Consider the following 26,923-nt stretch of genomic DNA (forward strand, 5'->3'; position numbering starts at 1 on the left):
GACGGAACGTTCGAGACGAGAACCGCTGTTCCGGCCTTTGTTAGCGGGTTGGCGCGAACCGCCGTCGGGAGTTTCACGGACGCCGCCCTACTTTCCCCGCCGGCTCACCCGTCGGTCGGCTCCGGGAGGCGGGCAATGACCGTCGTCCCGCGGCCCGGTTCGGACTCGATTTGAAGCTCCCCGCGGAGCAGGCCGAGCCGCTCCCGCATGCCCATCAGGCCGAGGCGGGTGCCGGCGGCCGCGGGGTCGAACCCGGTGCCGTTGTCCTCGACCGTGGCCTGGATCGTCCCGTCGGCCCGGGTGACCATCACGCTCACGGCCGTCGCCCCGGCGTGCCGGGCCACGTTCGTCAACGCCTCCTGAACGACCCGGTACACGGCCGTCTCGACTTCCGGGGCCGGCCGGGTGCCGCCGAGGTTGGCGTACAGGTCGGCCGGGACGCCCTCCCGGCGGGACCACGCCGCGGTCAGGTCGCGGAGGGCGGCCTCCAGGCCGAGGTCGTCGAGGGCGGTCGGCCGAAGGCGCACGGCCGCGGCGTGCAACTCGCGGCCCATGTCGTCGGCCAACTTCCGGGCGTAGGCCAACCGCTCGGCCGGCACGCCGCCGGGCGGCACGGCGGCGGCGACGGCCTTCAGGGCCATCGACAGGCCGGCGTGCGTCTGGCCGACGGTGTCGTGCAAGTCCCGCGACACCCGCTTCCGCTCCTCCTCTTGGGCGGCCGACAGCCGCAAGGCCAGTTCCCGGCGGCGGTCGATTTCCGCCTCCAGGGCGTCCACGGCCGCCGCCAGTTCGGCCGTCCGCTCGGCCACCCGCCGCTCCAGTTGGTCGCGGGCGGCCCGCAGTTCGTCTTCCATCCGCTTCCGGTCGGTCAGGTCCCGTACCACCTTGACGAAACCGGCCACCCGGCCGTCGGCGTCCCGTACCGCGGTGCACACCCCGCTCGACCAGAACCGGCGGCCGTCCTTCCGCACCATCCAGCCGTCCTCGTCGGCCCGGCCGTTGGCGGCGGCCGCGGCCAGTTCCCGCTCCAACCGCCCGGCCGCCCGGTCTTCGGGGGTGAGCAGCACGGCGACCGACCGGCCGGTGATTTCGGCGGTCGTGTACCCGAACAGTCGCTCGCCGCCGGCGTTCCAACTCGTCACCCGGCCGTCGGGGGTCTTGGCGAACAGGGCGTGGTCGGGGATGTGTTCGACCAGCAGGCGGAACCGCTCCTCGCTGTCCCGCACGGCCGCCTCGGCCCGCGCCCGGTCGTCCGCCTCGCGGCCGCGGGAGATGATGATGGCGGCCGCCCGGGCCAGCCCGGCGGCCGATTCGAGGTCCCGCGGCGACGCCGCGCGGGGCGAGCGGAAGTACAGGGCGAACGTGCCGACCACCCGCCCCGTTGCCGACTCGACCGGGAACGACCACACGCCGCGGATGCCGTGCCGCTCGGCCAGCGACTGCCAGGCCCCCCAGGCGGGGGCGGTGGTCACGTCCGGGATGACGACGGGCCGGCCGGTGGCCACGGCCCGGCCGCAGGCCAGCGCGTCCCGGCCGATCTGGAACGCCTTCGCGGCCTCCGCGTACAGTTCGGACATGCCGACGACGGGGTACAGGGCGTTTCGGGCGGGATCGACGAGGTAGAACGCGCACCGGGTGCCGTCGCCCGCCTGCTCGGCCGCGGTGCGGGCGAGGACGCCGAGCGACTCGGCCAGCGGTGCGCCGTTGACGGCCGCCTGGAACGCCTCCTTCTGCCCGGCCAGCCACGCCTCGCTCGCCCGCAAGGCGGCCTCGGCTTTCGCCCGGTTGACCGCCTCCCAGGTCCGCTCGGCCACTTCCTCCAGGAGCGACACCTCGTCCGCCGCCCACCCCTGCGGGTGGTTGGCGGTGACGCCCAGGCCGCCCACCAGCACGCCCCCCTTGACCAGCGGGACGGAGACGTACGAAAGCACCTCGGCGGTGGTGTAGGCGACCTTCAGCGCGGGCGGCAGGTCTGTGTCGGCCCGCACGTCGGTCGATACGACCGTCCGCCCGTCCCGGAGGTCGGCGAGGGCCTTTGCTCCGAGCGTCGAGAGCGGGTGGCGGCCGACGACGGTCGGCGGGTCGCCCGGCCACTCGTGGGTGACGACGTACTCCGCCCCGGCCACCTCGAAGTACGTGACGCGGTTGAGGCCGAGGTGTTCACCCACGAGCCGGCCGGCCGTGGCCGGGATCGCGTCCGCGTCGGCCAGCGGCCGCAGCGTGTCGCTCAGCTTCAGCAGGAACGCCTGCCGCTCCTCGCTCGCCCGCAGATTGTCGCGGGCCAGGACGGCGTCCTCCATCAGGTTGAGCGCGGCACGGCGGGCGGCCTGCAGTTCGGCGTTCACCGACTGCAGGCCGGTCAGCGGGTCGAGGCCGGAGGGGTCAGTCATCCTCGCCCTCCGTGTCGAACTTCAGCGGGTAGCGGTCCGGCCGGCCCAGTTCCGGGCACAGGGCGTTCACCTCCTGCTTGAGTTCGATCATCCGCGTCTCGCGGCTGACCATCGCCTGGTTGAACCGGGTGAGCTCGTCCAGGTTCGTTTGCAGGGCGTCCTCGGTCCATCGCCGCTCGATCAGGTGGACCGCCGGCAAGGCGTACAGGTCGGCCAACCGCAGTTCCCGCGAAGTCGTGACGTGCGTCTCGCGGAAGTGGACCTTTAGCACGCCCTGGAACTCGCCCTGCCGCGTGGTCAGCGGCGTACTGACGGCCGCCCGGTAGCCCAAGACGGCAGCGGTGGCGGCGTGCTCGGCGAACATCGCCTCGGCCGGGATGTCGGCCGCCACCACCCGCTTGCCGGTGCGGATGGCCGCCGCGCACGTGGAGTGGAAGTCGCGATCGATGACCGGAACGGCGGCCAGGACAGTCGGGTCGAACCCGCGGAAGGCGGCGTACCGCAGCGCGTCGGCAACCGGGTCGTACACCTGCACCGTGCCCTTGTCGGCGGCGTGCAGGGCGACGGCCGCGTCCAGCACGTGACCCAGGGCGGCCGGCAGGTCCGGTGCGGTGAGCAACCGGTCGGACAGGTCGTGCAGTCGGGTAATGGCCGCTAGCTCGGTCTCGGCTCGTTGCCGCTCGGTCACGTCCACGAACGTCACCACCACCCCGTCGATGCGGTTGTCCTGGGTGCGGTACGGCAGCACCCGCCGCAGGTACCGGCGGCCGCTCTCGCTCTCGATCGGTCGCAGGACCGGCACCAGATTGTCCAGCACCGCCTGGGCGTCGGCCGTCAGGTCCGGGTCGGCGAACTTCCGCCGCAGGTCGGCCAGCGGCCGGCCGACGTCCGACGGGATGAGGTCGAGCAGGTCGCGGACGGCCGGGGTGAACCGGCGGATGCGGAACTTGGTGTCCAGGAACAGCACCGCGATGTCGGTGCTCGTCAGCAGGCTGCCCAGGTCGTTGGCCGTGCCCTCCAGCTCGCCCATCTTGGCCTGCAACTGGGCGTTCACCGTCACGAGTTCTTCGTTCAGGCTCTGCATCTCCTCCTTCGAGGTTTCCAGTTCCTCGTTGGTGCTTTGCAGCTCCTCGTTCAGGCTGGTCGCCTCCTGGTGGCTGGCTTTCAGTTCCTCGTTGCTGGTCTGCATCTCCTCCAGCGCGCCCTGGAGTTCGTTGCGGACCCGGTCCAGTTTCTGGGACATCCGGTCGGCGGCCGACGGGTCGCCCTCGGGGATGGGCGGCAGGACCGGCTCCGGGATGTCGCGGAAGGTGACCAGGTACAGCGGGGCGGACCCGCGAGGGGCGAGCGGGATCGCCCCCACCTCGATCCGCACCCGCCCGTCCGGGGTGTCCACCAGCCCGTCGCGGACGGCCACCGGTCCTTGCGTGTCGGCCGCCCGGTGCAGGGCCGTCCGCACCGCCCCCCGCATCTGGTCGTGGGCCAGGGCCAAGAGGTCGTGCGTTGGCCCGCCGGCCGGCAGCGACAGGTAGCGGCAGGTGGTCCCGTGGACGTGGACCACCTGCCCGGCCCCGTCCACCGCTACCGCCGCCGGCGTGTGACGGTCGAGCAGGGCGCGGTTGACGAGCTGCGCGACCGGCAGCGGCAACAGGCTCGCGCCGTTCCCCAACGCCTGCTTGACCTCGCGGCCGGCGGCCGCCAGCGTCGGCAGATCGAGCGTACCGGCCCGGGTCGGCCCGATCCGGCGGAACAGCCGATGACGCTTGTCGATCGGCTCGAAGTCCGCCTCGGCCGGCCCCGCCGACTCGCTGTTGCCGAGCAGCAAGGCCCCGCCTTCGCGCAGCCCGAAGTGCAGTACACTCAGCACCCGCCGCTGGGTTTCCGGCACCAGGTAGATGAGCAGGTTGCGGCAAGTGGCGATGTCCAGCCGGCTGAACGGCGGGTCCAGCAGCACATTCTGCGGGGCGAAGATGATGAGCTCCAGGAGTTCCTTCTTGACCCGGTACGTGCTGTCGTCCTTGTCGAAGAACCGGGCCAACCGCTCTGGGGTGATTTCGCTCTCGATGCCGTTGGGGAAGGTGCCGGTGCGGGCCGCCCCGAGCGCTCGCTCGGCCATGTCGGTGGCGAACACCTTGACGTCGAACCGCTTTCCGTGGGCCTCGGCCGCCTCGATGAGCAGCATGGCCAGGCTGTACGCCTCCTCGCCGGTGGCGCACGCGCTTACCCAGCAGCGGACCTCCGCCCCGTCGGCCCGCTCGGCGGCCAAGGGGCGGATGACCTTGTCCCACAGCACGTCCCACGCCTCGGGGTCGCGGAAGAAGCCGGTGACGTGGATGAGCAGGTCGTCGGCCAGGGCCATCACCTCGGCCGGCGTCTGCCGCAACGCCCGCACGTACTCGGCCATGGTGGCGTACTGGCCGAGGCCCATCCGCCGGCGGACGCGGCGGAGCAGCGTCGGCTTGCGGTAGCCGGTGAAGTCGTGCCGGGTGCGGGTGCGGAGGACGGCCAGCACGTCGGCCAGGGCTTGGTCGTCCCGCGGGCTGGGTTCGGGCGGGGCGTCGGTGGTCGAGTACGGGTGGCCGGCGTACTTGGCGAGGGCCTCCGGCACCTCGGCCGGGCGGAGGATGTAGTCCGGCAGGTGGGCGTCGATCAGGTGCCGCGGCATGGCCGGGAACTTGGCGCTCTCCGGCTCCTGGGCGATGACCAGCCCGCCGACAGCCTTGACCGCCTGCGCCCCGGCCGTGCCGTTCGAACCCATGGCGCTGAACACGACGGCGACGGCCCGCTGTTGCTGCTCCTCGGCCAAGCTGCTGAAGAAGTCGTCCACCGGCCGGCCGTGCCCGCGGGCGGAGAGGTCCGGCCCGAGGTGCAGGCGGCCGTCCTTAATGGTGAGCGTGTGGCCGGGGCGGATGATGTAGACGTGGTCGGCCTCGACCGGCTGCCCGTCCTCGACCTCCCGCACCGGCATGGCCGTGTGGCGGGTGAGGATTTCGGCCATCAAACTCTCGCGGTCCGGCGGCAGGTGCTGGACGAAGACGTAGGCCATGCCGGCGTCGGACGGGCACGCCTGGAGGAACTCGGTGTACGCCTCCAGCCCGCCGGCGCTGGCCCCGATGCCGACGACCGTGAACGGCAGCCGCGGCTTGCGGGTGCCGTCCGGCGGGCAGGTCAGCCGGTCGGCCCCGCTGGCCCCCTCGGCTCCGTCCCGGTCGCCCGCTTCATTTCCCGTGTGACTCGTCACGCCATCTCCCTGGGAAGTTGCAGAAGTGTTGATGCACTCAGCCTAACCCCACCGCCCCGAAACGGCCACGAAGTGACCCCCGTCGCCGTGTCGGGAGAATCCGCTACAGGCGTTCAGCCGTCAACCAACTTCATTAGCAGAAGAACTATCCGAGCAGCTGTGCCCTGGTCCGGTTGAAGATCGCCTCCGGCCCGGCGCACTTGCCATGAGAATGGGAACCCACGGTTCGTGTCGGGAGCTTGCGGGAACGGCACCACGGGCCATCCGCTCGGGCTCGGCCGGTACGACTTTTGCAAGTGGTCTTGCCCGCCGATCCTCAACATTTGCACACACTCCCAGGTTTGAACATGGCCGCGTCCCAGAAGCCGTCCCCGGTGGACCCCACTCCCGCTTCGGGCACCCTCCCCGACTCGCCCGGCACCGGCGGCGAGACGCACCAGACGGCCGGCGGCAAGAGCCCTGTGCTAACCACTCAGCAAGGCGCACCCGTCGCCGACGACCAGAATACGCTACGCGCCGGCCCCCGCGGCCCGGCCCTGTTGGAAGACTTCCACTTCCGCGAAAAGCTCTTCCACTTCGACCACGAGCGCATCCCCGAGCGGGTCGTCCACGCCCGCGGCTTCGGCGCGCACGGGTACTTCGAGAACTACAAGCCGCTGACGGACCTGACGCGGGCCGACCTGTTCCAGCGGGCCGGCGAGCAGACGCCGGTGTTCGTGCGGTTTTCCACGGTCGCCGGCAACAAGGGCTCGGCCGACATGGCCCGCGACGTCCGCGGGTTCGCCGTCAAGTTCTACACGAAGGAGGGCAACTGGGACCTGGTGGGCAACAACATGCCCGTCTTCTTCATCCAGGACCCGATGAAGTTCCCGGACATGGTCCACGCCTTCAAGGACGAGCCGGACCGGGGTTTCCCGCAGGCGGCGACGGCCCACGACAACGCCTGGGACTTCATCTCGCTCACGCCCGAGGCCATGCACATGGTCATGTGGGTCATGTCCGACCGGGCCATCCCGCGGTCGTTCCGGTTCATGGAAGGGTTCGGCGTCCACACCTTCCGCCTCGTCACCGCGCAGGGCAAATCGACCTACGTGAAGTTCCACTGGAAGCCGAAGCTCGGCCTGCAATCGGTGGTGTGGAACGAGGCGGTGAAGATCAACGGGGCCGACCCCGACTTCCACCGCCGCGACCTGTGGGACGCCATCCAGACGGGCGACTTCCCCGAGTGGGAACTCGGCCTCCAACTGTTCGACGACGCCTTCGCCGACGAGTTCGAGTTCGACGTCCTCGACCCGACGAAAATGATCCCGGAAGAGCAGGTGCCCGTCCAAATCGTGGGCAAACTCGTACTCAACCGCACGGTGGACAATTTCTTCGCCGAGACGGAGCAGGTGGCGTTCTGCACGCAGAACGTGGTGCCGGGGGTCGACTTCACGAACGACCCGCTGTTGCAAGGGCGGAACTTCTCGTACCTCGACACGCAACTGAAGCGGCTCGGCGGGCCGAACTTCACGCACATCCCGATCAACGCCCCGAAGTGCCCGGTGATGAACTTCCAGCAGGACGGGCACATGGCCGTGCGGAACCCGAAGGGCCGCGTGAACTACGAGCCGAACTCGTGGGCCGACGCCCCCGGCCCGCGGGAATCGCCGACGGCCGGCTATCGGACGTTCCCCGAACCGATCAACACGCCCAAGCAGCGGGTGCGGTCGGAGACGTTCGCCGACCACTACAGTCAAGCCCGTCAGTTCTACGTCAGCCAGACGCCCCTGGAGCAGCAGCACATCGCCAACGCGCTGACGTTCGAACTGAGCAAGGTGCAGACGCTCGCGATCCGGGTGCGGATGGTGTCGCACCTCCTGAACATCGACGCCGCGTTGGCCGACACGGTGGCGAAGGGCCTGCGGTTGAAGGACATGCCGGCGGCGGCCGCGGCGGCGAAACCGACCCGCGCGGACCTGAAGCCGTCGCCGAAACTCAGCATCGTGAAGAACGGCCCCGCGTCCTTCAAAGGCCGCAAGGTTGGTGCGCTCGTGACCGACGGCGTGGACGCCGGCGTCCTCGCAGCCCTCCGCAAGGTACTGAAAGCGGAAGGGGCGGTGCTGAAGTTGATCGCCCCGGAAGTCGGCGGTGTGAAGGACTCGGCCGGGACGTGGCACGACGCCGACGAGAAGCTCGAGGGCGGCCCGTCGGTGTTGTTCGACGCCGTGGCCGTGCTGCCGTCCAAGGGCGGGGCGGACGTTCTCACGCAACTGCCGGCCGCCCGCGACTTCGTCGCCGACGCGCGGGCGCACCGCAAGTTCATCGGCTACGCGGCGGCGGCCACGCCATTGTTCGAGAAGGCCGGCGCGGGCGACGGCATCGACGAAGGCTTCCTACCGCTCAACAAGCCCGGCGATGCCGACGCCTTCGTGGCGGCCTGCCGCAAACTTCGCTTCTGGGACCGGGCCGGCGCCGAGCGATAACCAACGGGAACCTCGTGGAGAGTTGGCCATGAATCAGGACCGCCGATCCGTAATCACCGCCCTGGGATTGGCCCTACCGTTCGGCTCGCCCGCGCGGGCTTCGGGCCCCGCCGGGCCGGCTCCCTGGCTGAGCCTTCGCTCTTTCGAGGACGCCGTGCGGGACGCCTTCCACGGCGGAGCGATCGGTTGCCGGCGGATCGCGGTCGGCCACTCCGCGGCGGTCGAGGCCGGCCTCCAGGGTTGCACCAACGACCGCCTGTTCGCCGGCTTCCCGGCCGGCCGCCTGCGGATCGTGGGGGGCGGTTCGCAACCCGGCCCGATCGTTAGCGGCGTGCGGTTGTACGTGACCACAGTCGATGTCCGGGTCACGACCGGCCCGACGGCGGGGCGACCGCTCGATTTCGCTTCGTTGCCACCGGCCCCGATTCTCGTAGCGGATTACCCCTCCGGACGTAGCGAATGTCCATCGACAGCGCCACCGTCGGTCAAAACTTATCCCGCAAAGTCGCAAGTCTAACCACCTCGGCAAGGCCATGATCACGGCGATAAGGTGTGAGCAGTTCTTTCAATCCGTCGGTCTGGTCGAAGAATCTGATTTCGAAACTGTAATTGCTGAGGGCAAACGCGAACAACGGAGGTTCCCGCGACAGAGGGTGCGCAGCGAGGGCGGCGATTCCCCGAGAACGAGAGGCTCCTGAACGGGTAGACGACGAATCCGTAGTGCCCGTCCCGCGTCTGCCACTGCTCAATCGGTCACGTCGATCCCTGAACGGGTCGACTGCAATCAACCGTGAGACTGGACCGGGGTTAGTGTCACCCCTTGGAGTTTGATCACCGGGCGAGCGGCGATTGCTCGATCCGGGCGGCCAAATCGCGTGGGTCGTCGTAAACGGCATCCGCGGCCAAATCGCGATCCGCCCAGCCGCCGCACCGGAGGGCGATGACCCGCACCTTGGCCCGCCGCGCCGCCTCCACGTCATAGGGCGTGTCGCCGAGCATGACGACCTCGGCGGGGGTTAGGGCGATCTTTTTCAAGGCGGCGTGCAAGATGTCGGGGTCCGGCTTGGACTTGTCCGCGTCGTCCGACGACGCCTTCTCCTCGACGTACCGTTCGCCGTTGAACAATCGCAACAGCGACTTCAGTTCCCGCTCCTTCGCGGAACTGGCGACGACCAGTTTGAGGCCACGACCCTTCAAGAGTTGCAACAACTCCTCGACACCGCGACACGGTCGCAGCGTCGGCAAGAACTCTTCAAGGAAGATTTCGCCCCGCCGGTCGCTAACCTTCTTCCCCTCGGCCGACTCGGCGTCGATCCCGCTGACCTTCGGCAAGAGCTTGTCGCCGCCCATGCCGATCAGCGGTCGGACTATCTCGAACGGCACGGACCGGCCCGTCTCCTGGAATGCCTGCACCCAGGCGTGGGCGTGGGCGTCGTTGCTGTCAACTAGCGTGCCGTCAACGTCGAGCAGTACGCCGCGGGTCGTGGGCATGGGTGACTCCTTATCGAGGGATCGGAACGGGCCGTCCGGTGCGGGTCGCCTCCGCGATAGCGATGATCGCCCGCACGTCGGCCAGACCCTCTTCGCCGGGCGTGAGGGGGTTCTCGTTCTTCAGCACGCATGTCGAAAAGTAGTCCATTTCGGCGGCGAAGTGGTTGACCGGCGACAGGTCGAACTTCGCCTTCCGCTTGTCCTTCTCCAGCACGAGTTCCTGTCCGGCGTAGCCGAACGCCCCGTCCATGCTGAGGGTGGCCGCCGCCCCCTGCACGGTGTACCGGCGAACGCCCGCGACGCCGAAACTGCAATCGCACACGGCGACCGTCCCCGACGGGAACCGCAGGGTGAAGGCTACGCTCTCGGCCACTTCGCGGAACCGCGGGTCGTCCTTCGGCCGCACGGCCACGGCCGTCACCTCGGTCGGCTCCTCGCCGGTCAGGTACCGGGCCGCGTTCAGGCAGTAGACGCCCACGTCCTCGACCGGCCCGCCGGCGAGGGCCTTGCTGAGCCGGATGTTCGGGGCCTTCGTGTCCTGGCCGTTGCTCGCGGTGATGAGCTTGATCTTGCCGACCTCGCCCTTGCGGCACAGGTCGATGGCCGTGCGGTTGAACGGCTCGTGCCGGAGGCGGTAGGCGATCATGAGTTTCCGCTTCGCCTCCTTGCCGGCGGCGATCATCCGCTCGCACTCGGCCACGGTCGCGGCCATCGGCTTCTCACACAGGACGTGTTTGCCCGCCTTCAGCCCGCGGACGGTGTACTCGGCGTGCAGACTGTTCGGCAGGATGACGTAGATGACGTCCACCTGCGGGTTCTTCGCGATCGTGTCGTAGTTCTCGTAGTCGTAGACGTTCTTCGGGTCGATGCCGTACACCGCGGCCACCTTCTTCGCCTTGTCCGGGTGGCCGCTGACGAGGGCAACTGGCTTCGACAGGCGGCACTTCGCGAACGCGGGCAAGACTTCTTCCAGCGCCAGTTGCCCGAGGCCGACGACCGCCCATCCGACGGTCTTCGCGACCGGCTCCGGCACCCGGACGTGCGGCGGTTGCTTGTCCGGCGGGGCGAGCGGCGGGTCTTGGGCCGCGCCCGCTTGCGACGTGAGGATTGTGGCTCCGGTCATGGCGAGGAACCTCCGGCGGTCGGGGTGCGGGTCGGGGAAGGCGTGCATAGGATCGTCTCGAACCGGGCGAGCGAGAGCGGTGAAGGCTGCAAACGCCGTTCCGGCGGACCGAGTTAGACGACTTCGCGGGGCCGGCATTCATTTCGCTCGTGCATCACGTTTGGCCAGGTAGACTGCCGTGAGGCACACCAGTTCCACGTCCGAGTCCGCACCGTCCCGGTAGGTGGCCCGATCAAACGCCGCACGGACCGCCGGCAGGTGCTGGTGCACGAACGACCGGAGGAACTCGAAGTAGCGGAGAAGCAACGCGGCCGTCGGGCCGTCGAACGGGGCGGCCCGGTCGAACGGGTACGCTACCCGGCGGACCGATGCAAACCCCGCGGTACGGACGCCGCGGAGCAGGACGGACTCCCGGGGTGCGGATCCGAGGGGTCGCTCATTACGTCGTACGGTCAGGGCTTGAGAACGACCTTGACGCACCCGTCCTGCTTGTCCCGGAACGTCTTGTACCCCTTGGGAGCGTCGGCCAGTGGCAGCCGGTGGGTGATGATCGCCGCCGGGTCGATCTCGCCCTTCTGGATCTTCTCCATCAGCGGCTTCAGGTACCGGTGGACGTGCGTCTGCCCCGTCTTCATGACCAGCGACTTGTTGATGAACGCCCCCATCGGCATCTGGTCCACGAACGAGTACACGCCGGGGACCGACACCGTGCCGCCCTTCCGGCAGCACATTATCGCTTGCCGCAGGGCCGCCGGCCGGTCGGTGCCGACGCCGACCGCGGCCTTCACCCGGTCGACGACGGCGGGCGTGCTGCCCCACCCGTGCGCCTCCGCCCCCACGGCGTCGATGCACCGGTCCGGCCCGCGGCCCTTGGTCATCTCCTGTAGCCGGTCGTAGACGCTGTCCTTCACGTTCATGAAGTCGATCGTCTCCGCCTTGCCGAGCCGCTTGGCCATCTCCAACCGCTCGGGCACGCGGTCGATGGCGATCACCCGCCCCGCCCCGAACAGCCACGCGCTCTGGATGGCGAACTGGCCGACCGGCCCGCACCCCCACACGGCCACCGTCTCGCCCGGCTCGATGTCCGCCTGCTCGGCCGCCATGTATCCGGTCGGCAGGATGTCGGTGAGGAAGAGGACCTTCTCGTCCGCCAGGCCGTCGGGGACCTTGTACGGCCCGACGTCGGCGAACGGCACGCGGACGTACTCCGCCTGCCCGCCGGCAAACCCGCCGAGCATGTGCGAGTACCCGAACAGGCCCGACGGCGAGTGGCCCATGGCCTCCTCGGCGACCTTCGCGTTCGGGTTGGAGTTGTCGCAGCAGGAGAAGAGCTGTTTCTGGCAGAAGAAGCACGCGCCGCACGCCATCGTGAACGGCACGACCACGCGGTCGCCCTTCTGGAGGTTGGTGACGGCCGACCCGAGTTCGACCACCTCGCCCATGAACTCGTGGCCGAGCACGTCGCCGGCCTCCATCGTCGGCATGTACCCGTCGAACAGGTGCAGGTCGGACCCGCAGATGGCGGTGGACGTCACCTTGATGACCGCGTCGCGGGGGCTCTCGATTTTCGGGTCGGGGACGGTGTCGACCCGCACGTCGCCCTTGCCGTGCCAGCACAGCGCTTTCATGGTCGGTCCTTGTTCCAAGAATGGTGACGATGCCTACGGTCGCAGACCCGCAACATCTGCGCCCGAACCCGGCGATCGCCCGGAGACAAGGACTTTTCCCGACGCCGCAGGATCGCCCGGCCCGACAAAGTGATCCACGCCGTGGGCCCGGCGGGGCCGCGGATCGGCCGATTGAGAAGTTGAGTTCCTGGTAGCCCGGCTCACGCCGGAGCGGCCGCGAGATACGCAGCGGTGCGACTGCCCTTGGCCCTCGCCACCGCGGCCGGCACGCCGGCCGCGACGATGCGGCCGCCCTCGTCGCCGGCCCCGGGTCCCACGTCGATCACCCAGTCGGCGGCCGCGATCACCCGCAGGTCGTGCTCGACCGCGAGGACCGTGTTGCCGGCGTCCACCAGTCGGTCGAACTGGGCGAGCAGGCGGTCCACGTCGGCCGGGTGGAGGCCGGTCGTCGGCTCGTCGAGGACGTACAGCGTCCCCCCGCGGTCGGCCCGCTGAAGTTCCGTCGCCAGCTTGATCCGCTGGGCCTCGCCGCCGGACAGTTCCGTCGCCGGCTGGCCGAGCCGCAGGTAGCCGAGGCCGACCTCCCGCAACACCGCCAGCGACCGGGCGACCGAGGGGTCGTCCGCGAAGAAGTCGCCGGCCGCGTCCACGGTCATTGCCAGCACGTCGGCGATGTTCTTGTCGCGGTACCTCACGTCCAACGTCTTCGCCGCGTACCGGCTGCCGCCGCACGCCGGGCACGGGCTGTACACGCTCGGTAGGAACAGCAGTTCCACCATGACGAACCCTTCGCCCGCGCAGTTCTCGCACCGGCCGCCGGGGACGTTGAACGAGAACGTGCCGGCGTCGTACCGCCGCGCCTTCGCGGCCTTCGTCTCGGCGAACAGCTTGCGGACGTGGTCGAAGAGGCCGGTGTACGTCGCCAAGTTCGACCGCGGCGTGCGGCCGATCGGCTTCTGGTCCACGACGACCAGCCGGCGGACGCCCTCCAGCCCGCCGACGATGTGGCCGCCGGTCGATGTGGAAACTTCTCCCTCCTCGTCGTCCGGGGAGGCGTGGCCGAGGTGGGCGGCGACGAGTTCAACGAGGGCCTGGCTGACGAGCGTGGACTTGCCCGACCCGGACACGCCGGTCACGGCCGTCAGCACGCCGAGCGGGAACGCGGCGTCCAGCCCCGCCAGGTTGTTCCGCGTCACCCCGGCCAGCCGCAGCCAGCCGGTCGCCTCGCGCGGCGGGCGGGTGCGCGGCGTTGGTTTCGCGAACAGATAACGGGCCGTCTGCGACTCTGAGATACCCTTCAGGCCGGCGGGCGGGCCGCTGTAGAGGATGCGGCCGCCGCCCGTGCCGGCGGCTGGGCCCACGTCCACGATCCAGTCGGCCCGCCGGACCACGTCCGGGTCGTGCTCGACCACGAACAGCGAGTTGCCGGCCGCCTTCAGCCCGTCGAGGCACGTCAGCAGCGCCTCCGTGTCGGCCGGGTGCAGGCCGGCGGATGGTTCGTCGAGGACGTACACGACGCCGAACAGGTTCGACCGCACCTGCGTGCCCAGCCGCAACCGCTGGAGTTCGCCCGGCGAGAGCGTTGGCGTGCTGCGGTCGAGCGTGAGGTAGCCGAGGCCCAGGTCGAGCAGCGGGCCGAGGCGGGCAACGAGGTCGCCGCCGATCCGCCGCGCCACCTCGGCCTGCTCCGGGTGGCCGCGGTGGCCCTTCCCCTTGCCGTCGGCGAACGGGCGGAAGATCGCCGCCAGCTTCTTGAGCGGCAGCCGTGACAGGGCGGTGATGTCGAGGCCGGCGAACGTGACGCCGAGGCTCTCCGGCCGCAGCCGCTTGCCGCCGCACGCCGGACAGGCGGCGCTGACGAGGTACTGGGCGACCCGCCGCTTCATCGCCGCGCTCTCGGACTTCGCGAACGTCTCCAGCAGGTACCGCCGGGCGCCGACGAACGTGCCCTGGTAGTCGGGCGGTTCCTTCCGCCCGCGGGCCGCCTCCACCTGCGTGAGCGTCTGGTGCGGCCACACCGGCACGGTCGGCCGCTCGTCGGTGAACAGCAGCCAATCGCGGGTCTTCTTCGGCAGGTCCCGCCACGGCACGTCGATGTCGATGCCCATCGTGGTGACGATGTCCCGCTGGTTCTGCCCCTGCCACGCCGGCGGCCACGCCGCGATCGCCTTCTCGCGGATGGTGAGCGACGGGTCCGGGACCATTGACGCCTCGGTCGCGTCGTATGCGCGGCCGAGGCCGTGGCACGTCGGGCACGCCCCCTCGGCCGTGTTCGGGGAGAACGCCTCCGCGTACAGGAGCGGCTGGCCCGGCGGGTAGTCGCCGGCCCGCGAGTAGAGCATCCGCAACAGGTTCGATAGGGTGGTGACGCTGCCGACGGACGACCGGGCGGTCGGCGTGCCCCGCTGCTGCTGAAGGGCGACGGCCGGCGGCAGGCCGTCGATGGAATCGACCTGCGGCACGCCCATCTGGTGGAACAGCCGGCGGGCGTAGGGGGCGACCGATTCCAGGTACCGCCGCTGGGCCTCGGCGTACAGGGTGCCGAAGGCGAGCGACGACTTGCCGGAGCCGGACACGCCGGTGAACACGACGAGCGCGTCCCGCGGCACGTCGAGGTTCACGTTCTTCAAGTTGTGCTCGCGGGCGCCGCGGACGCGGACGAACCCGTTGGCGGGGCCGACCGCCAACGGGGCGGGGTGGGATTCTGTCTTGCCCATAATCAGTTCTGCCCGTCAACGGGCGGCTCACTGTCGAAGAATCCGGCACACCAACCGTCCTGGCACGGGCACGCCGCGATATCGTGCCACACTGGATGCCGGATGATGTTGTGCAGAATCGGTACCGCGAGTAGAGCCCCGCGTCCGCGGAGCGTACGAACTTCTTTTCCCAATCCGGCCTCTGGGCCATCAGGGCGTGGTCGGATCGTGATGCGCGACCCGCGGCTCATTGCCGGGACCAACGGACGGGCCGCCGCCGACCGTGATAAGGGGAAACCGGTCCCACAGGTCGTCCGGGGTGCCCTCGTACCGCACGTTACCCGGGGGCACCGACTGCCTCACACCGCCTGTGTGCCCTCGTCCGACGACCGACTCCGACCGTCGCGGAACAGCGGCCCGCCCGCTTCTCGGGAGGCCGGGCGCCGGTCGCCGGTGTCGAGGGTCGTTCGGGTGCCCGCGGCGTCGAGCACTTCGCGCACCTTGCGGGCCACGGCGTCCGGGGTGAACGGCTTCTGGATGAAGTCGGCCCGGTCCGACGCGACGCCGTGCCGGACGACCGCGTCCGCCGTGTACCCGGACATGAACAGGACCCGCAGCTCCGGCCACCCCGCCTGCAGTTCCTCGGCGAGGACGCGGCCGCTCGGGCCGGGCATGACCACGTCGGTCAACAGCAGGTCGACGGGCCGCCCGCGCCGGGTCGCGACCTCCATCGCCTCGGCCGCGTCGGCCGCGGCCAGTACCGTGTACCCCCGCTGCCGCAGAACCCGATCGACCAGCCCGCGGACCCCGGCCTCGTCCTCGACCAGCAGGATCGTCTCCCCGCCCGGCGGCGCCCCCTCGTCGCTCTCCCCCTCGGCCCCCGCCTCCGCGACCGCCGCGGGCAGGTAGACGCGGACCGTGGTCCCCGCCCCCACCGCGCTCTCCACCTCGACGTGGCCGCCCGACTGCTTGACGATGCCGTACACGGTGGCCAGCCCCAGTCCGGTTCCCTTGCCCTGCTCCTTGGTGGTGAAGAACGGCTCGAAGGCGTGCCGGCGGACCTCGTCGGTCATTCCCGTCCCCGTGTCCGCGACCGAGAGCTGCACGTACGGGCCGGGGCGGACCGCCTCCCCGTCCCTCGTGGTCGCGGCCTCGAGGGTCACGGCGCTCGTCCCGATGGTCAGGGTGCCGCCCGTCGGCATGGCGTCGCGGGCGTTTACCGCCAGGTTCATCAGCACCTGCCCGACCTGCCCGCGGTCGGCCCGCACGGAGGGCAGCGCCGGACCCGGCCGGAGGACCAGCGCCACGTCCTCGCCGATCACCCGCCGGAGCATCTGGGCCACCCCGGCCACCTCGTCGTTCAGGGCCAACGGCCGCGGGCGGAGCAGTTGCTGGCGGCTGAACGCGAGCAACTGCCGGGTCAGGTCCGCGGCCCGGTCGCCGGCCTGCTTGATCTCCCCGATCAAGTCCCGCACCGGGTCGCCCGCGGCGACCTCCTCCAAAATGAGGGCGGCGTACCCGTTGATGACGGTGAGCAGGTTGTTGAAGTCGTGGGCCACCCCCCCGGCGAGCTGGCCCACGGCTTCCATCTTCTGCGCCTGCCGGAACTGCTCTTCCAACCGCTTGCGGGCGGTCACGTCGACCACGAACCCGACCTGCCGGTCCGGGCGGCCGCCGCCGGGCGAGAGGAAGTGCCCTTGGTCGTCCACCACGATAAATGCCCCGTCCCGCCGCCGCACCCGGTACTCGAGCCGGAACGGGTCGCCCGACGCCAGGGACCGCCCGGCCTCGCGGTCGAACGCCGCCCGGTCTTCCGGGTGGACCCAGGCCCGCCACCCGCCCACGTCGGGCGGCATGTCGGCCTCGGCGTACCCGAGCGTCGCCTCGCAACTGCCGGCCCACGTCACGCGGTCGGTCGCCGCGTCCCACTCGTAGAGCATTTGGCCGGTGGCCTTCACGGCCGCCTCGTACCGCTCGTTCCACGCCCGGGCTGTACCCTCCGCCCGCTGCCGCTGCCACCGCTCCTGCGCGAGGGAGAGGAGGTTGCCGACGGCCGTCACGAACACCTGTTCGTCCGCCTCCCACCGGCGGGGCGGGCCGACGTGCTCGCAGCACAAGACGCCCTCGGGTTGGCCGAACGGCCGCAGGGTCACGTCGAGCAACGAGCCGATGCCGAGCGGGGTCAGGTAGTCGGCGGCGAACTCGCGGGTCCGCGGGTCCGCGACCGCGTTGTCGGCCGGAACCACGTCGCCCCCGTCCAGCGCGTGAAAGTAGGCCGGGTACGCCTCGGCGGTCAGTTCCGCCCCGGCCGCGTGGCGGTCCGCGGCCGCCTCGTACAGGTCGGCGCACCGGATGGCCCGGCGGTCGGGGGCGTACCGCCACACGCTCACCCGGCCGACGCCTAGGGTGCGGGCGACTTCCTCGGTCGCCCGGCCGAGGGCGGCCTCCGGGGTGCCGGACCGCAGCACGTCGCGGCCGAGCGAAAGGAGTGCCGCCTGCTGCGCGGACAGGCGGTCGTCCCGCCGCCGCAACTCGTCCTCGGCTTGCTTGCGGTCGGTAATGTCCTGGTACACCCCGAGTACCCCGACGATCGCCCCGCTGGCGTCCCGGAGGGGCACCTTGCCCGTCAGCAAGACCGCCCGGGACCCGTCCGGCCGGGTCAGGACCTCCTCGACGCCGAGCGCCGGCTCGCCCGCGTCCATCACCCGCCGGTCCCACGCCCGGAACCCGGCGGCCTGGGCCGCCGGGGTGCCGAGTTCGTCGTCGGTGCGGCCGACGACCGCGTCCGGGCTGGGTAGGGCGTGGTTGCGGGCGAACAGGTCGTTGCACCCCAGGTACACCGAGTCTCGATCCTTCCAGAAGACCCCGCACGGGATGTTGGCGATGACGGTCCGGAGCAGTTCGGCCTGCCCGCGGGCGGCCGCCTCCGCCGCCCTTCGGACGGTCACGTCCCGGGTGGTGATGACCACCCCGTCGCCGGCCCGCACGACCTGGTGCCGCAGCCACACGTCGCGGCCGCCGGGCGTTCGGACCGGGAACTCCTCCTCCAACGGCGTCCCGGTCTCGACGACCCGGACGTACCTCTCGAGGAAGCCGCCCGTCCGGTTTACCGGATGGACGTCGCACAGCCGTCGCCCCAGAACGGCCGCCCGGTCCGTGTCCAGGAGTGCGGCCCCGTTGGCGTTCACGTCGGCGAACCGGAAGTCCTCGACCCGGCCGCCGCCCCGCTCGCACGCCAGGATGAAGACGGCGTCGAGGCTGGCCTCCATGGCCCCGCGGAGGACCGCCTCGGTCCGCACCCGCTCGGTCACGTCGCGGAGGTTCACGACCACCCCGCCGACGGCCGGGTCGCCCAGGCGGTTGGTGCACGTGGCCGCGACCCACCGCCACGACCCGTCCTTGTGTTGGTAGCGGTACTCGCCGCTCGTCACCGCCCCCGGCTCGGCCAGGAACCGCGCGTGCGCGGCGGCGAGCCCGGCCGCGTCGTCCGGGTGGCCCCACGCGAACGCGTTCCGCCCGACGACCTCGTCGGCGGTCCGGCCGCCGGTCCGCACGACGGACGGGGTGGCGTACAGGATGGTGCCGTCGGCCGCGAGCACCTCGACCGCGTCGGCGCTGTTCTCGACCAGGGCGCGGAACCGCCGCTCGCTCGCCCGCAGTTCCTCCTCGGCCTCGCGGCGGCGGGTCACGTCCCGGAAGCTGACGACGAGCGAGCCCACGTCGGGCTCGTGTAGCAGGTTGACGGCCCGGGCCTCCAGCCACCGCCAAGTCCCGTCCCGGTGCCGCGCCCGGTACTCCACGGCGGCCGTGGCGTCGGGGGTCGCCAGGACCGCCACCATCTCTGCCCCGATCCGGTCTTGGTCGTCGGGGTGGATGAGGCCGGGGCCGCTGGTCCCCTCTAACTCGTCCGGCCGGTATCCCATGATCTCGGCCCCGGCCGGGGTGGCGTGGAGGATCGCGCCGTCCGGCCCGAACAAAAGGACCGGGTCAAGGCTCCGTGCGAGGAGGGCGCGAAATCGTGCGACCGCGTGGGTTGTTGGCTCTGGACACGAGGTGGCGGGGACGACGGTACGTGTGTTCGGCATGGATTCCGGACGATCGACGGGGCTCGACGGGTACGTGCAACGAAACAGTATAGTCGCGCGGGGGAGACCCCGGAGTTCAGGCACGAATGCCCGTTGAGTCGCCGCGAGAACTTTGCCCGAACATCTTAAGATTTCCTGGCGCGGCCGAAATATCCCGGGGAGCGGAACGTGAACATTCATTTTAGAACACTCTGATTTGTCCCAGCTTCGCCAGCCCGGACGAACCGCCACGCCGCCCGGAGTTCGGGGTCGCGGGCGAAGGGGTCGATGTCGCCGCCGAGGACGAGTGGGTTGCCGGGGAACCGGACGTCGGGCTTGGGCCCGGCCGGGTCGTAGACGAGGACCTCGGTCGCCCCGTCCGGGCGGACCCACCGGCCCGGCGGCCGGTCGGGGGTAGCCTCGAGGACGAATACGACGCCCGGCCACGCCGGGGGCGGGTTCTCCCGCCGGACCGCCGCCTCGATCCGCTTCACCCGCCGCAGCCGCGCCGACATCCGGTCTCCCTCTCACACGTCGAAGGCGAGTTTCACACTTTCAGGGCGCGGCCGAGGATGAGTTTGTGCGGCCCGCCCGGGGGCGACGACGGAAGCCCCGTCGTCGCCAATTTTATCCGCCCGCTGCTCGTCTATTCGGTCCTGATCCGTCCCGCTCACGGGGCCTGCCCACTTGCAAAGCGGTGGCGACTGTCATAGACTCCGCGACGCCCGACCCTGACGCCCTCAGATAGACCGACTCACCGGACGCTTTCGTCGAACCGACCCCGCTGGGAGGCACGCGTCCCGGCCGAGCGGATCCACTACCGCCCGATCGTTCCTTCCCTCGACCAAACCAACTCCCTAAGCTCCATGGTCACCTCTTCGGCACCTCCGTCAGGCAGGTGCCGGCCCGCTCTCGAGGTGCCTCGCCCGGGGCGACGCCGGGCGGCGTCCCCCGCCACGCCCGACCGGACTGCGCTTGCCGAAACCCTTCGTCGAACATCGCCCGCAGCTCCGGGGGGTTGAACTCCGTACTCTCGGCCGGGGCCGGGAAGTCGTCGGCTATCGCAGTCATCTGGAAGTCCATCCCGTTGAGTTGCGCGAGCGTGTAGATCCGCTGGAGGTCGCCCCGCGTCTGGGCGAAGATGATGTCCGAGAGGCTGCGGCCGGCAATGGCCAGCGCGCGGGGTCGGAGCGGGGCCGGGTCGGCGTAGAGTTTGCCGGCCACCACGCACCACACCCGCGTGCCGGCGGCCGGCCGGTCCGGCGGCCACGGGGGGCGGAAGAAGATGCCCTGCGTCACGCCGCCGTCGCCGTGCTTTTCCGCGAGCACCCGACCGTCGATGCTGACCGGGATCCGAACGGGCGGGAAGAAGCCCGGGATCGCGGCCGACGCGGCGAGGACGTCGCAGATCAGTGCCCGGTCGTCCGGGCGGCCGCGGCACGCAATGCCGCCGACGTCCCAGACGATGAACCGCCGGCCTTCCAGTTCCGTCGTGCCGACGTACAGCCGTCGGCCCTCCCGGTGGGCGGCGGCGATGTCCGCGACGAATCCCCACGTCACCATCCCGTCGATCGTCCGGCGGAGGGGTGCGTCGTCGGCCAGGGCCTCGCTGAATAGACCCCGCACGGGCCGCTTGACATAAACGTCGCGGGTCCGCGTCTCGGTGTAGAAGTGGCGGATGGCCCCGTCGTACCGAGGGCCCAGGAACGCGAACGGGGCGATTAAGGCCCCGGTGCTAATGCCGGTGACCACGTCGAACGCCGGCCGCCGGCCGGACTGCGTCCAGCCGCACAGGACGCCCGCCGCGTACGCGCCGTACGACCCGCCGCCCGACAGGCACAGGACGTGGCGGGCGTCCTGGGCGGCCGCCCCCGCCCGCTCCCGGGCGGCGTCGCCGGCCTCGCGGGCGGGCGTGCTCGCGTCGAGGGTCGTCAGCGCCGCGTCGGCCAAGGGTTGCGCGACCGGGTCAACGACATCTCGGGTGTTCAAGCCGACGTCCGTGGGCGACGCCGCCCGGGCGAGCGGACCTCGGGACGTGTGGCATCCGGCCACCGCGGACAGGAGTGTCACACCGATAATTGCGACGGATGGGGCCATGCTGCGATGTTAGTGGGTGGCGGTAGCCGCTTCTCCCCTCCGCAACGCGGCCGCCGCAAAGTTGAGGAAATCCGACAACAATCTCGTCGCGAGCCAACGATTCTGCGGGTGGCGATGATTTTGGCCCTTCGGTAACTTGGCAGATCCGATCCTGAGAATCGGGATGGGAATTTCAACCCCAATCGTCCTCACACGTCGAACGCGGGGCCGAGGATGAGTTTGTGCGGCCCGCCCGGGGGCAGGGGCGGCGGGCCGTGGGCCGCGTCGTAGCAGATCTCGCGGGCGATCCCGCCCCACACCACCCGCACGCCGACCGGCCGATCGGCCGTCGCCTCGACGAGGAAGATCGTGAAGGGTCCGGCGTCAGAATTCCCCGCCCGCACCCGCTTCGCCAATCGACCGACCCGCTGGTGGAACCGCATCGCGCCGCCCTCCGGCTACCGGCCGTCGCCGTCGACGTGGGACTCCAGGGCGGCGATGCGGGCCTCGAGCTCGACGACCTCCCGGACCTTCAGCCCCAGCTCCAGCACGGCCCGTGCGGCCCCCAGTCGGGTGGCCGGCGGGGTGCCCGGCTTCTGGAGGTCGAGGAGGGTCCGGACGGACTCGGTGGCGGCGGCCGTGAGGGCGGCGGCCGTGCGGGCGACGATGTCGGCCTGGACGGCCCGGAGGCGGCGGACGAAGTCGGGGTCCTGGAGGCGGCGGCGGACGGTGGTGACGCCGAGGCCGGCCTTGGTCGCGGCGGCCTCCTGGGTGGCCCCGCAGGCGAGGGCGAGGATCAGGTGGTCGTCGGCCGTCTTCCGGCCGGCTTGGGTCGCCATCGGCGGGCTCCGCAGGGGCAAAGTGGTCGCTCGTGGTTGCTCGTGGTGGGTTTTACGGGCCTCGGGGCGGGTCACACCGATGCCGGGACGGCGTCTTCGGCGGGAACGCGCTCGGCCGGTTGGCCGGTCAGGTCCTCGTACCGGCGGACCACGACGTCACAGTACCGGGGGTCGAGTTCGACGAGGGCGGCCGTTCGTCCCGTGTGTTCCGCGGCCACGAGGGTCGTCCCGGACCCGGCGAACGGGTCGAGGACGACGCCGCCGTTGGGGCACGAGTTGCCGATCAGGTCGGCGAACAAATCCACGGGCTTCATGGTCGGGTGGACGTCGTTCTTGGCGGGGCGGTCGAATTCGAGGACGGTCGTCTGGGCGCGGTCGGACAGCCAGGTGTGGGCGGCCCCGTCGGCCCACCCGTACAGGCACGGCTCGTGCTTCCAGTGGTAGTCGAACCGGCCCAAGGCGAACGCCGACTTGACCCACACGAGGCACTGCCGCACTTGCAACCCGGCGTCCCCGCACGCGGCCCGGGCGTTGAGTCCTTCGAGGTCGGCGTGCCAGAGGTGGAACGCCGCCCCCGGGCGGAGGACGCCGTTGGCGGCGGCCAGGGCGCGGGCGAGGAACCGGCGGTCGTCGTCGCCGGCCATGGCGTCGTTGGCGAGGGTGAGCTTGTCGGCCGTCTTGCCCTCGTAGGCGACGTTGTACGGCGGGTCGGTGAGGAGCAGGTCGGCCGGCGTCCCATCCAGCACGCGGGCGAGAACGGCCGGGTCGGTGGCGTCGCCGCACAGGAGGCGGTGGCGGCCGAGGAGCCACAGGTCGCCCGGGCGGGTGACGGGGTCGGCCGGCGGATCGGGGACGGCGTCCGGGTCGCCGGGATGTGCGGGCTCGTCGGCTTTCAGCAGGTCGGCCAGTTCGTCGGCCGTGAACCCGATGGACGCGAGGTCGACGTCCGTGCCTTGGAGGGCGAGGAGTTCGGCCACCAGTTTGCCGTCGTCCCACGTGGCGATGGCGGCGGTGCGGTTGTCGGCCAGGCGGTACGCCTTGGCCTGGGCCGGGGTGAGGTCGGTGGCGACGTGCACGGGGACGACGGTCAGGCCGAGCTTGAGGGCGGCCTTGTACCGGGTGTGGCCGACGACGATGACGCTGGCCGCGTCCACGACGATCGGCTGCTGCCAGCCGAACGTAGCGATGGACTCGGCGACGGGGTCGACGGCGGCGGCGTTGATCCGGGGGTTGTGTTCGTATGGGGTGATGGAGGAGATGTCGCGCATCTGGACGAGCATCGGCGGGGCCTCGAAGGAACAGGGACGTTCGTTCGGCCCGGCCGTGGTGCCGGGTGCTTGGCCGCCGGCCCGCCACCCCGTCCTCCCACGAGGACGTGCGGCGAGCTGCTCGGGAGATTATACCCCATGCCCGTGCGTCGCACAACCGGCGTCACGGTCGGCGGTTGTGCGGCGGGGGGCGAAGAAAGCAAGTCTGTCTAAGTCTTTGATCTTTCCGCGTGGGGTGGAACGTGAACGGGCCCAGGAAGGACCCGTGCGACTTGGGCCGGTCGGCCCCCCCCGGTCGTGGCGTGCGTCGCGTCCGGCCGGTTGGGGTCCAGGCCGCGGCCTTGCGAACGTGGTCGCTTGTTCTCGAAGGGTCGCCGCCCACTTCGTGGCGATAGCAACGAGGCCCCGTCCCGACCGGGGGCCGCCTACGACAGCGCCTTCCGCACCTCGTCGGCGGCCCGGACGCCCGACCGCACGGCCCCGTCCATGTACCCGCACCACACGTCGGACGTCTCCGCCCCCGCCCAGTGGACCGTCCCGACCGGGGCGCGGAGGGCGGCGCCGTACGCCGTCAGCACCCCCGGCGGCAGGGGCGACACGCACCCGGCCGTCCACGCCTCCCCGGCCCAGTCCGTCTCGACGTACGCGGCCGGCGCGTTCGCCCCCTTGCCGAACAGGGCGACGAGGTCGTCCACCACGGCCTTCTTCCTCGCCGCCGCGCCCTTCGGGGCCTTCTTCGGGTCGAGGAACACGACGACGACGCCCTTCGACCCGTCCGGCGGGGAGTTGTCGAACGTCACCCCGGCCGGCCCGCGGTCGCTGACCGCCAGCCCGCTCAGCCCGGCCGCCCGCCAGAACGGCGTCGGGTACACGGCGTTCACCTTGAACCCCGGCTCGCCGACCCACTTCTTCACCAGCCCGGCCCGCGCGGCCGGGAGGTCGGGCGCGAACGCGATCCGCCCGGCGTCGGCCGGCATCATCGCCACCACCGCCCGCTTGGCCTTCACCCGGACGAGCTTGGACTCGACGACCACCCCGCCCCCGCCGTGGTCGACCTTCGAGACCGGCGAGGCCAGGACCAGGTCCGCCCCGAGGGCGGCCGCGAGCTTCTTCGAGAGGGCCTGCGGGCCGCCCTGGAACCGCAGTTCCTGGGCCCCGACGTTCAGGGCGTGGAGGCCGCCGGCCGAGTGGACGTAGAACAGGAACCAGAGCAGCGACGTCCTGGCCGGCGGGCCGAGGGCGGTCTCCACCTCCAGCCCGAGCTCGTCCCGGGCGGCGGCCCCGGCGTTCGCCTTCAGCCAGTCGGCGACGGTGACCGCGTCCCACTCCTTCGCCCGCTTCGCCGCCCACGGGTCGGCCAGCGGCACCTCGCGGGCCAGCGCGTCGAGCTTGTCCTTCGCCCTCCGGAGGTCGCGGCCGCCGCCCTCGCCCGCGGCCACGGTCAGGCGGGCGCCGCCGGCGTGGACGACGGTCTTGCCCGTCGCGTGCGTCTGGAACGTGTCGACGCCGAGGTCCTTGGCCAGCCCGAGGACGGCCGTCTGGGTCGGCCCGGCCCACTGGCCGCCGCCCTCGACGACGTGCCCGCCGCCGATCGGGTGGTCGAGCGTGCGGCCGCCGACGCGGTCCCGGGCCTCGATCACGCACACCGTCACCTTGTGCCGGCGGAGCTCGCGGGCCGCGGTCAGCCCGGCCAGCCCGGCCCCGACGACGGCGACGTCCACCTCGCGGGTGGGCGGGTCGGCGGCAGCAACCGGTCCCGCCGCGGCCGCCGCCGCGGCGATCAGGAACGCCCGCCGCGGTACGCCGTGCTCGGCCTCATTGTCGGTCATGGCCCCCCCCTCGGGGCCGTAACCCCGTTCCGACCAGTGTACCCGGGGTGGCGGCCGGAGGCACGGGGCGTCTCCCGCCGGGGCGGGTGGGGGGCGCGGTGCGCGGTTCACTCGGTCCCGGGCGGACGGGTACGCACCACCGACTTCCCACGGAGTCAGGGCCGGGAAGGAGGCCGTGCGCCCCGTCAGTCCCGGGTGAACTGGAAGGCGTACAACTTCGCCCGCTTCATCCGGACGTGGATCCGAACCGGCTTCCCCGCCAGGGCCGACACGTCCGCCGTCCCCTTCCAGTACACGCGCTGGTCCACGAAGTTGCCGCCGATCTCTTCGCAGTCCGACAGGGCGAACCCCGGGACCGGCGTCCCGCCGGCGTCTTGCAACTCAACAAACGCGGTGCCCGCCGACCCGGTGTCGACGTTCAGTCGCAGTCGCGTGCCCTGGAACACCACCGGCGGGGTCGTCAGCCACCCGCCCCGGTGGTCGGCGTCGGCCGACACGTACCCGTCCAACCGCTGCCGCACCACCCCCACCCCGCCCTCGGCCTCGGCGGCCTTGGCGTACTCCGGCCGGAGGACGGCCGAGTCGTGCAGCCGGCCGGACGAGTAGTAGTACTGGTACACGTAATTCCCCCGCCGGACGAACCCGGGGGCGGCCACCGCGTACCACCGGTCCCACTCGTCGGCCAGCCCGGGCGGGATGTACGCCGTCCGCTCCGGCCGCGTCCACGCGACGCCGTCCCGGCTGACCGCCAGTTGCACCTCCAGCGGGCCGAAGTCCTCCCACCGGCCGGGGGCGGGCGGGACGACGAAGGCGTGCCGGTTCGGGGAGAAGTGGCGGAAGTGGGCCGGGAACATGAGGTGCACGCCGTCCGCCCACGGGTACGGCCCGGCCGCGCTGTAGTACACGTCCGAGTGCGGGTCGTCCTCTCGGTCGGCCGAGTACACGACCGGCAGGGTCGCGATCGACGGGAACGGGCGGCGGTCATCGGCCTTCGCGTACGGCCACGGCTTCAGCAGGTCGTCGGCCTCGATCCGCCCGACCCGCCGCTGGTTCTCCGACCCGTAGTCGAACGCCCGGGTGTACACCACGTACTTGTCGCGCCGCCCGTCCCAGTGGGCGATCGTCGGGTTGTCCGGGAAGTACGGCAGCACCCGGCCGGCCTTGGTGAACGTGACGCCGTCGGCCGACGTGCTGGCGTACACGCCGTGCTTGGCCGGGTCGAACGGGTCGTCGAATTCGAGGTGGAACAGCTTGTACCGGCGGGCCGGGTCGGGGTCGTGGGGGTCGAGGAAGGGCGTGGGGAACAGGCCGCCGGGGAGCTTCCGGCCGGTCCGGCGGAAGGTCCGCCCGTCGGCGCTCTCGAGCACCTCCACGTTCTTGTGGCCGAGGTACAGCCGGGCCGTGCCGCCGTCGTCGATGACGCGGGCGACGTGACCCCGGAAGGGCTTGCCGTCCGCGTCCTTGAGGGGGCCGAGCTTCTGGGGCGGGTTGACCCGCAGGTCGACCCGGTGGCGGGCGGCGAGGAACTTGTCGTCGACGAACAACTGCTTTCGGCCGCCGACGTCGATCGGGGCGGGGAGGCCGGCGGCGGCGATCACGAGCAGGCACGGGAGCACGGTCAAACCCTCGCGGCTTTCGGGAGGGGGTTATCGTACGGCGGTCGTGCCGCGAGGGCCGCGATCCGGACGAGACCTTCGCGGGCAGGTTTCGCAGGTTTCTGCAGGTTTCGGGGGAGAAACCTGCCCGCCGTAATCTGTACCCCGACAGGCAGTTGCAGCGAAAAACGCAGGTTTCGCAGGTTTCGGCCAAGTCC

Annotated in this window: 17 protein-coding genes; 2 read left to right on the forward strand and 15 right to left on the reverse strand. The window is 71.2% G+C overall.

Annotated elements, in window-relative coordinates; genetic code table 11:
- Nucleotides 1-104: 104 nt before the first annotated feature.
- Both PX52LOC_RS43410 and PX52LOC_RS22510 read right to left on the reverse strand, forming a co-directional pair.
- The gene (locus PX52LOC_RS43410; protein ID WP_149112202.1) at nt 105-2,390 is read right to left on the reverse strand and encodes a GAF domain-containing protein; all 2,286 of its coding nucleotides are present in this window, start codon (nt 2,388-2,390) and stop codon (nt 105-107) included.
- Nucleotides 2,383-5,631: a chemotaxis protein CheB gene (locus PX52LOC_RS22510; protein ID WP_149112203.1), complete on the reverse strand. Its 3,249-nt coding sequence runs from the start codon at nt 5,629-5,631 to the stop codon at nt 2,383-2,385. Before PX52LOC_RS22510 ends, PX52LOC_RS43410 begins: the two co-directional genes overlap by 8 nt.
- A gap of 347 nt (nt 5,632-5,978) precedes the next feature.
- Here PX52LOC_RS22510 and PX52LOC_RS22515 point away from each other — a divergent pair, with 347 nt between their 5' ends.
- Nucleotides 5,979-8,096 (forward strand): catalase, encoded by a 2,118-nt coding sequence (locus PX52LOC_RS22515; protein WP_149112204.1) that lies wholly within the window; start codon nt 5,979-5,981, stop codon nt 8,094-8,096.
- 28 nt (nt 8,097-8,124) lie between these two features.
- The gene (locus PX52LOC_RS22520; RefSeq protein WP_149112205.1) at nt 8,125-8,613 is read left to right on the forward strand and encodes a hypothetical protein; all 489 of its coding nucleotides are present in this window, start codon (nt 8,125-8,127) and stop codon (nt 8,611-8,613) included.
- A gap of 314 nt (nt 8,614-8,927) precedes the next feature.
- On the opposite strand, the gene PX52LOC_RS22525 is transcribed toward PX52LOC_RS22520, so the two are convergent.
- The 13 genes from PX52LOC_RS22525 to PX52LOC_RS22580 all read right to left on the reverse strand — a co-directional run bounded on the left by PX52LOC_RS22525 (nt 8,928) and on the right by PX52LOC_RS22580 (nt 26,726).
- Entirely contained in the window at nt 8,928-9,587 is a 660-nt protein-coding gene (locus PX52LOC_RS22525; RefSeq protein ID WP_149112206.1) for an HAD family hydrolase, read from the reverse strand.
- A 10-nt stretch (nt 9,588-9,597) separates the two neighbouring features.
- Entirely contained in the window at nt 9,598-10,758 is a 1,161-nt protein-coding gene (locus tag PX52LOC_RS22530; RefSeq protein ID WP_246173441.1) for a Gfo/Idh/MocA family protein, read from the reverse strand.
- Nucleotides 10,759-10,848: 90 nt separating this feature from the next.
- On the reverse strand, nt 10,849-11,016 hold the full coding sequence (locus tag PX52LOC_RS40820; protein ID WP_168219144.1) for a hypothetical protein: 168 nt from the start codon (nt 11,014-11,016) through the stop codon (nt 10,849-10,851).
- A 146-nt stretch (nt 11,017-11,162) separates the two neighbouring features.
- Nucleotides 11,163-12,338, reverse strand: a complete 1,176-nt coding sequence (locus tag PX52LOC_RS22535) for a zinc-dependent alcohol dehydrogenase (protein WP_149112207.1) — start codon at nt 12,336-12,338, stop codon at nt 11,163-11,165.
- A 200-nt stretch (nt 12,339-12,538) separates the two neighbouring features.
- Nucleotides 12,539-15,055 (reverse strand): ATP-binding cassette domain-containing protein, encoded by a 2,517-nt coding sequence (locus tag PX52LOC_RS22540; RefSeq protein ID WP_149112208.1) that lies wholly within the window; start codon nt 15,053-15,055, stop codon nt 12,539-12,541.
- 338 nt (nt 15,056-15,393) lie between these two features.
- Nucleotides 15,394-19,119 (reverse strand): PAS domain S-box protein, encoded by a 3,726-nt coding sequence (locus tag PX52LOC_RS22545; protein WP_168219145.1) that lies wholly within the window; start codon nt 19,117-19,119, stop codon nt 15,394-15,396.
- Between the two features lie 176 nt (nt 19,120-19,295).
- Nucleotides 19,296-19,613, reverse strand: a complete 318-nt coding sequence (locus tag PX52LOC_RS22550) for a hypothetical protein (protein ID WP_149112210.1) — start codon at nt 19,611-19,613, stop codon at nt 19,296-19,298.
- A 355-nt stretch (nt 19,614-19,968) separates the two neighbouring features.
- Complete coding sequence (locus PX52LOC_RS22555) at nt 19,969-21,195, reverse strand: patatin-like phospholipase family protein (protein ID WP_149112211.1); 1,227 nt, start codon at nt 21,193-21,195, stop codon at nt 19,969-19,971.
- A gap of 188 nt (nt 21,196-21,383) precedes the next feature.
- Nucleotides 21,384-21,617: a hypothetical protein gene (locus tag PX52LOC_RS22560; protein ID WP_149112212.1), complete on the reverse strand. Its 234-nt coding sequence runs from the start codon at nt 21,615-21,617 to the stop codon at nt 21,384-21,386.
- Between the two features lie 15 nt (nt 21,618-21,632).
- Complete coding sequence (locus PX52LOC_RS22565) at nt 21,633-22,013, reverse strand: hypothetical protein (RefSeq protein WP_149112213.1); 381 nt, start codon at nt 22,011-22,013, stop codon at nt 21,633-21,635.
- Between the two features lie 71 nt (nt 22,014-22,084).
- On the reverse strand, nt 22,085-23,293 hold the full coding sequence (locus PX52LOC_RS22570; protein WP_149112214.1) for a DNA modification methylase: 1,209 nt from the start codon (nt 23,291-23,293) through the stop codon (nt 22,085-22,087).
- Between the two features lie 413 nt (nt 23,294-23,706).
- Nucleotides 23,707-25,110: a flavin monoamine oxidase family protein gene (locus PX52LOC_RS22575; protein WP_149112215.1), complete on the reverse strand. Its 1,404-nt coding sequence runs from the start codon at nt 25,108-25,110 to the stop codon at nt 23,707-23,709.
- A gap of 185 nt (nt 25,111-25,295) precedes the next feature.
- Nucleotides 25,296-26,726, reverse strand: coding sequence for a hypothetical protein (locus tag PX52LOC_RS22580; protein WP_149112216.1), 1,431 nt, complete (start codon nt 26,724-26,726; stop codon nt 25,296-25,298).
- Nucleotides 26,727-26,923 lie beyond the last annotated feature (197 nt).

It is taken from the genome of Limnoglobus roseus (assembly GCF_008254045.1).
In the GTDB taxonomy this organism is placed as follows: domain Bacteria; phylum Planctomycetota; class Planctomycetia; order Gemmatales; family Gemmataceae; genus Limnoglobus; species Limnoglobus roseus.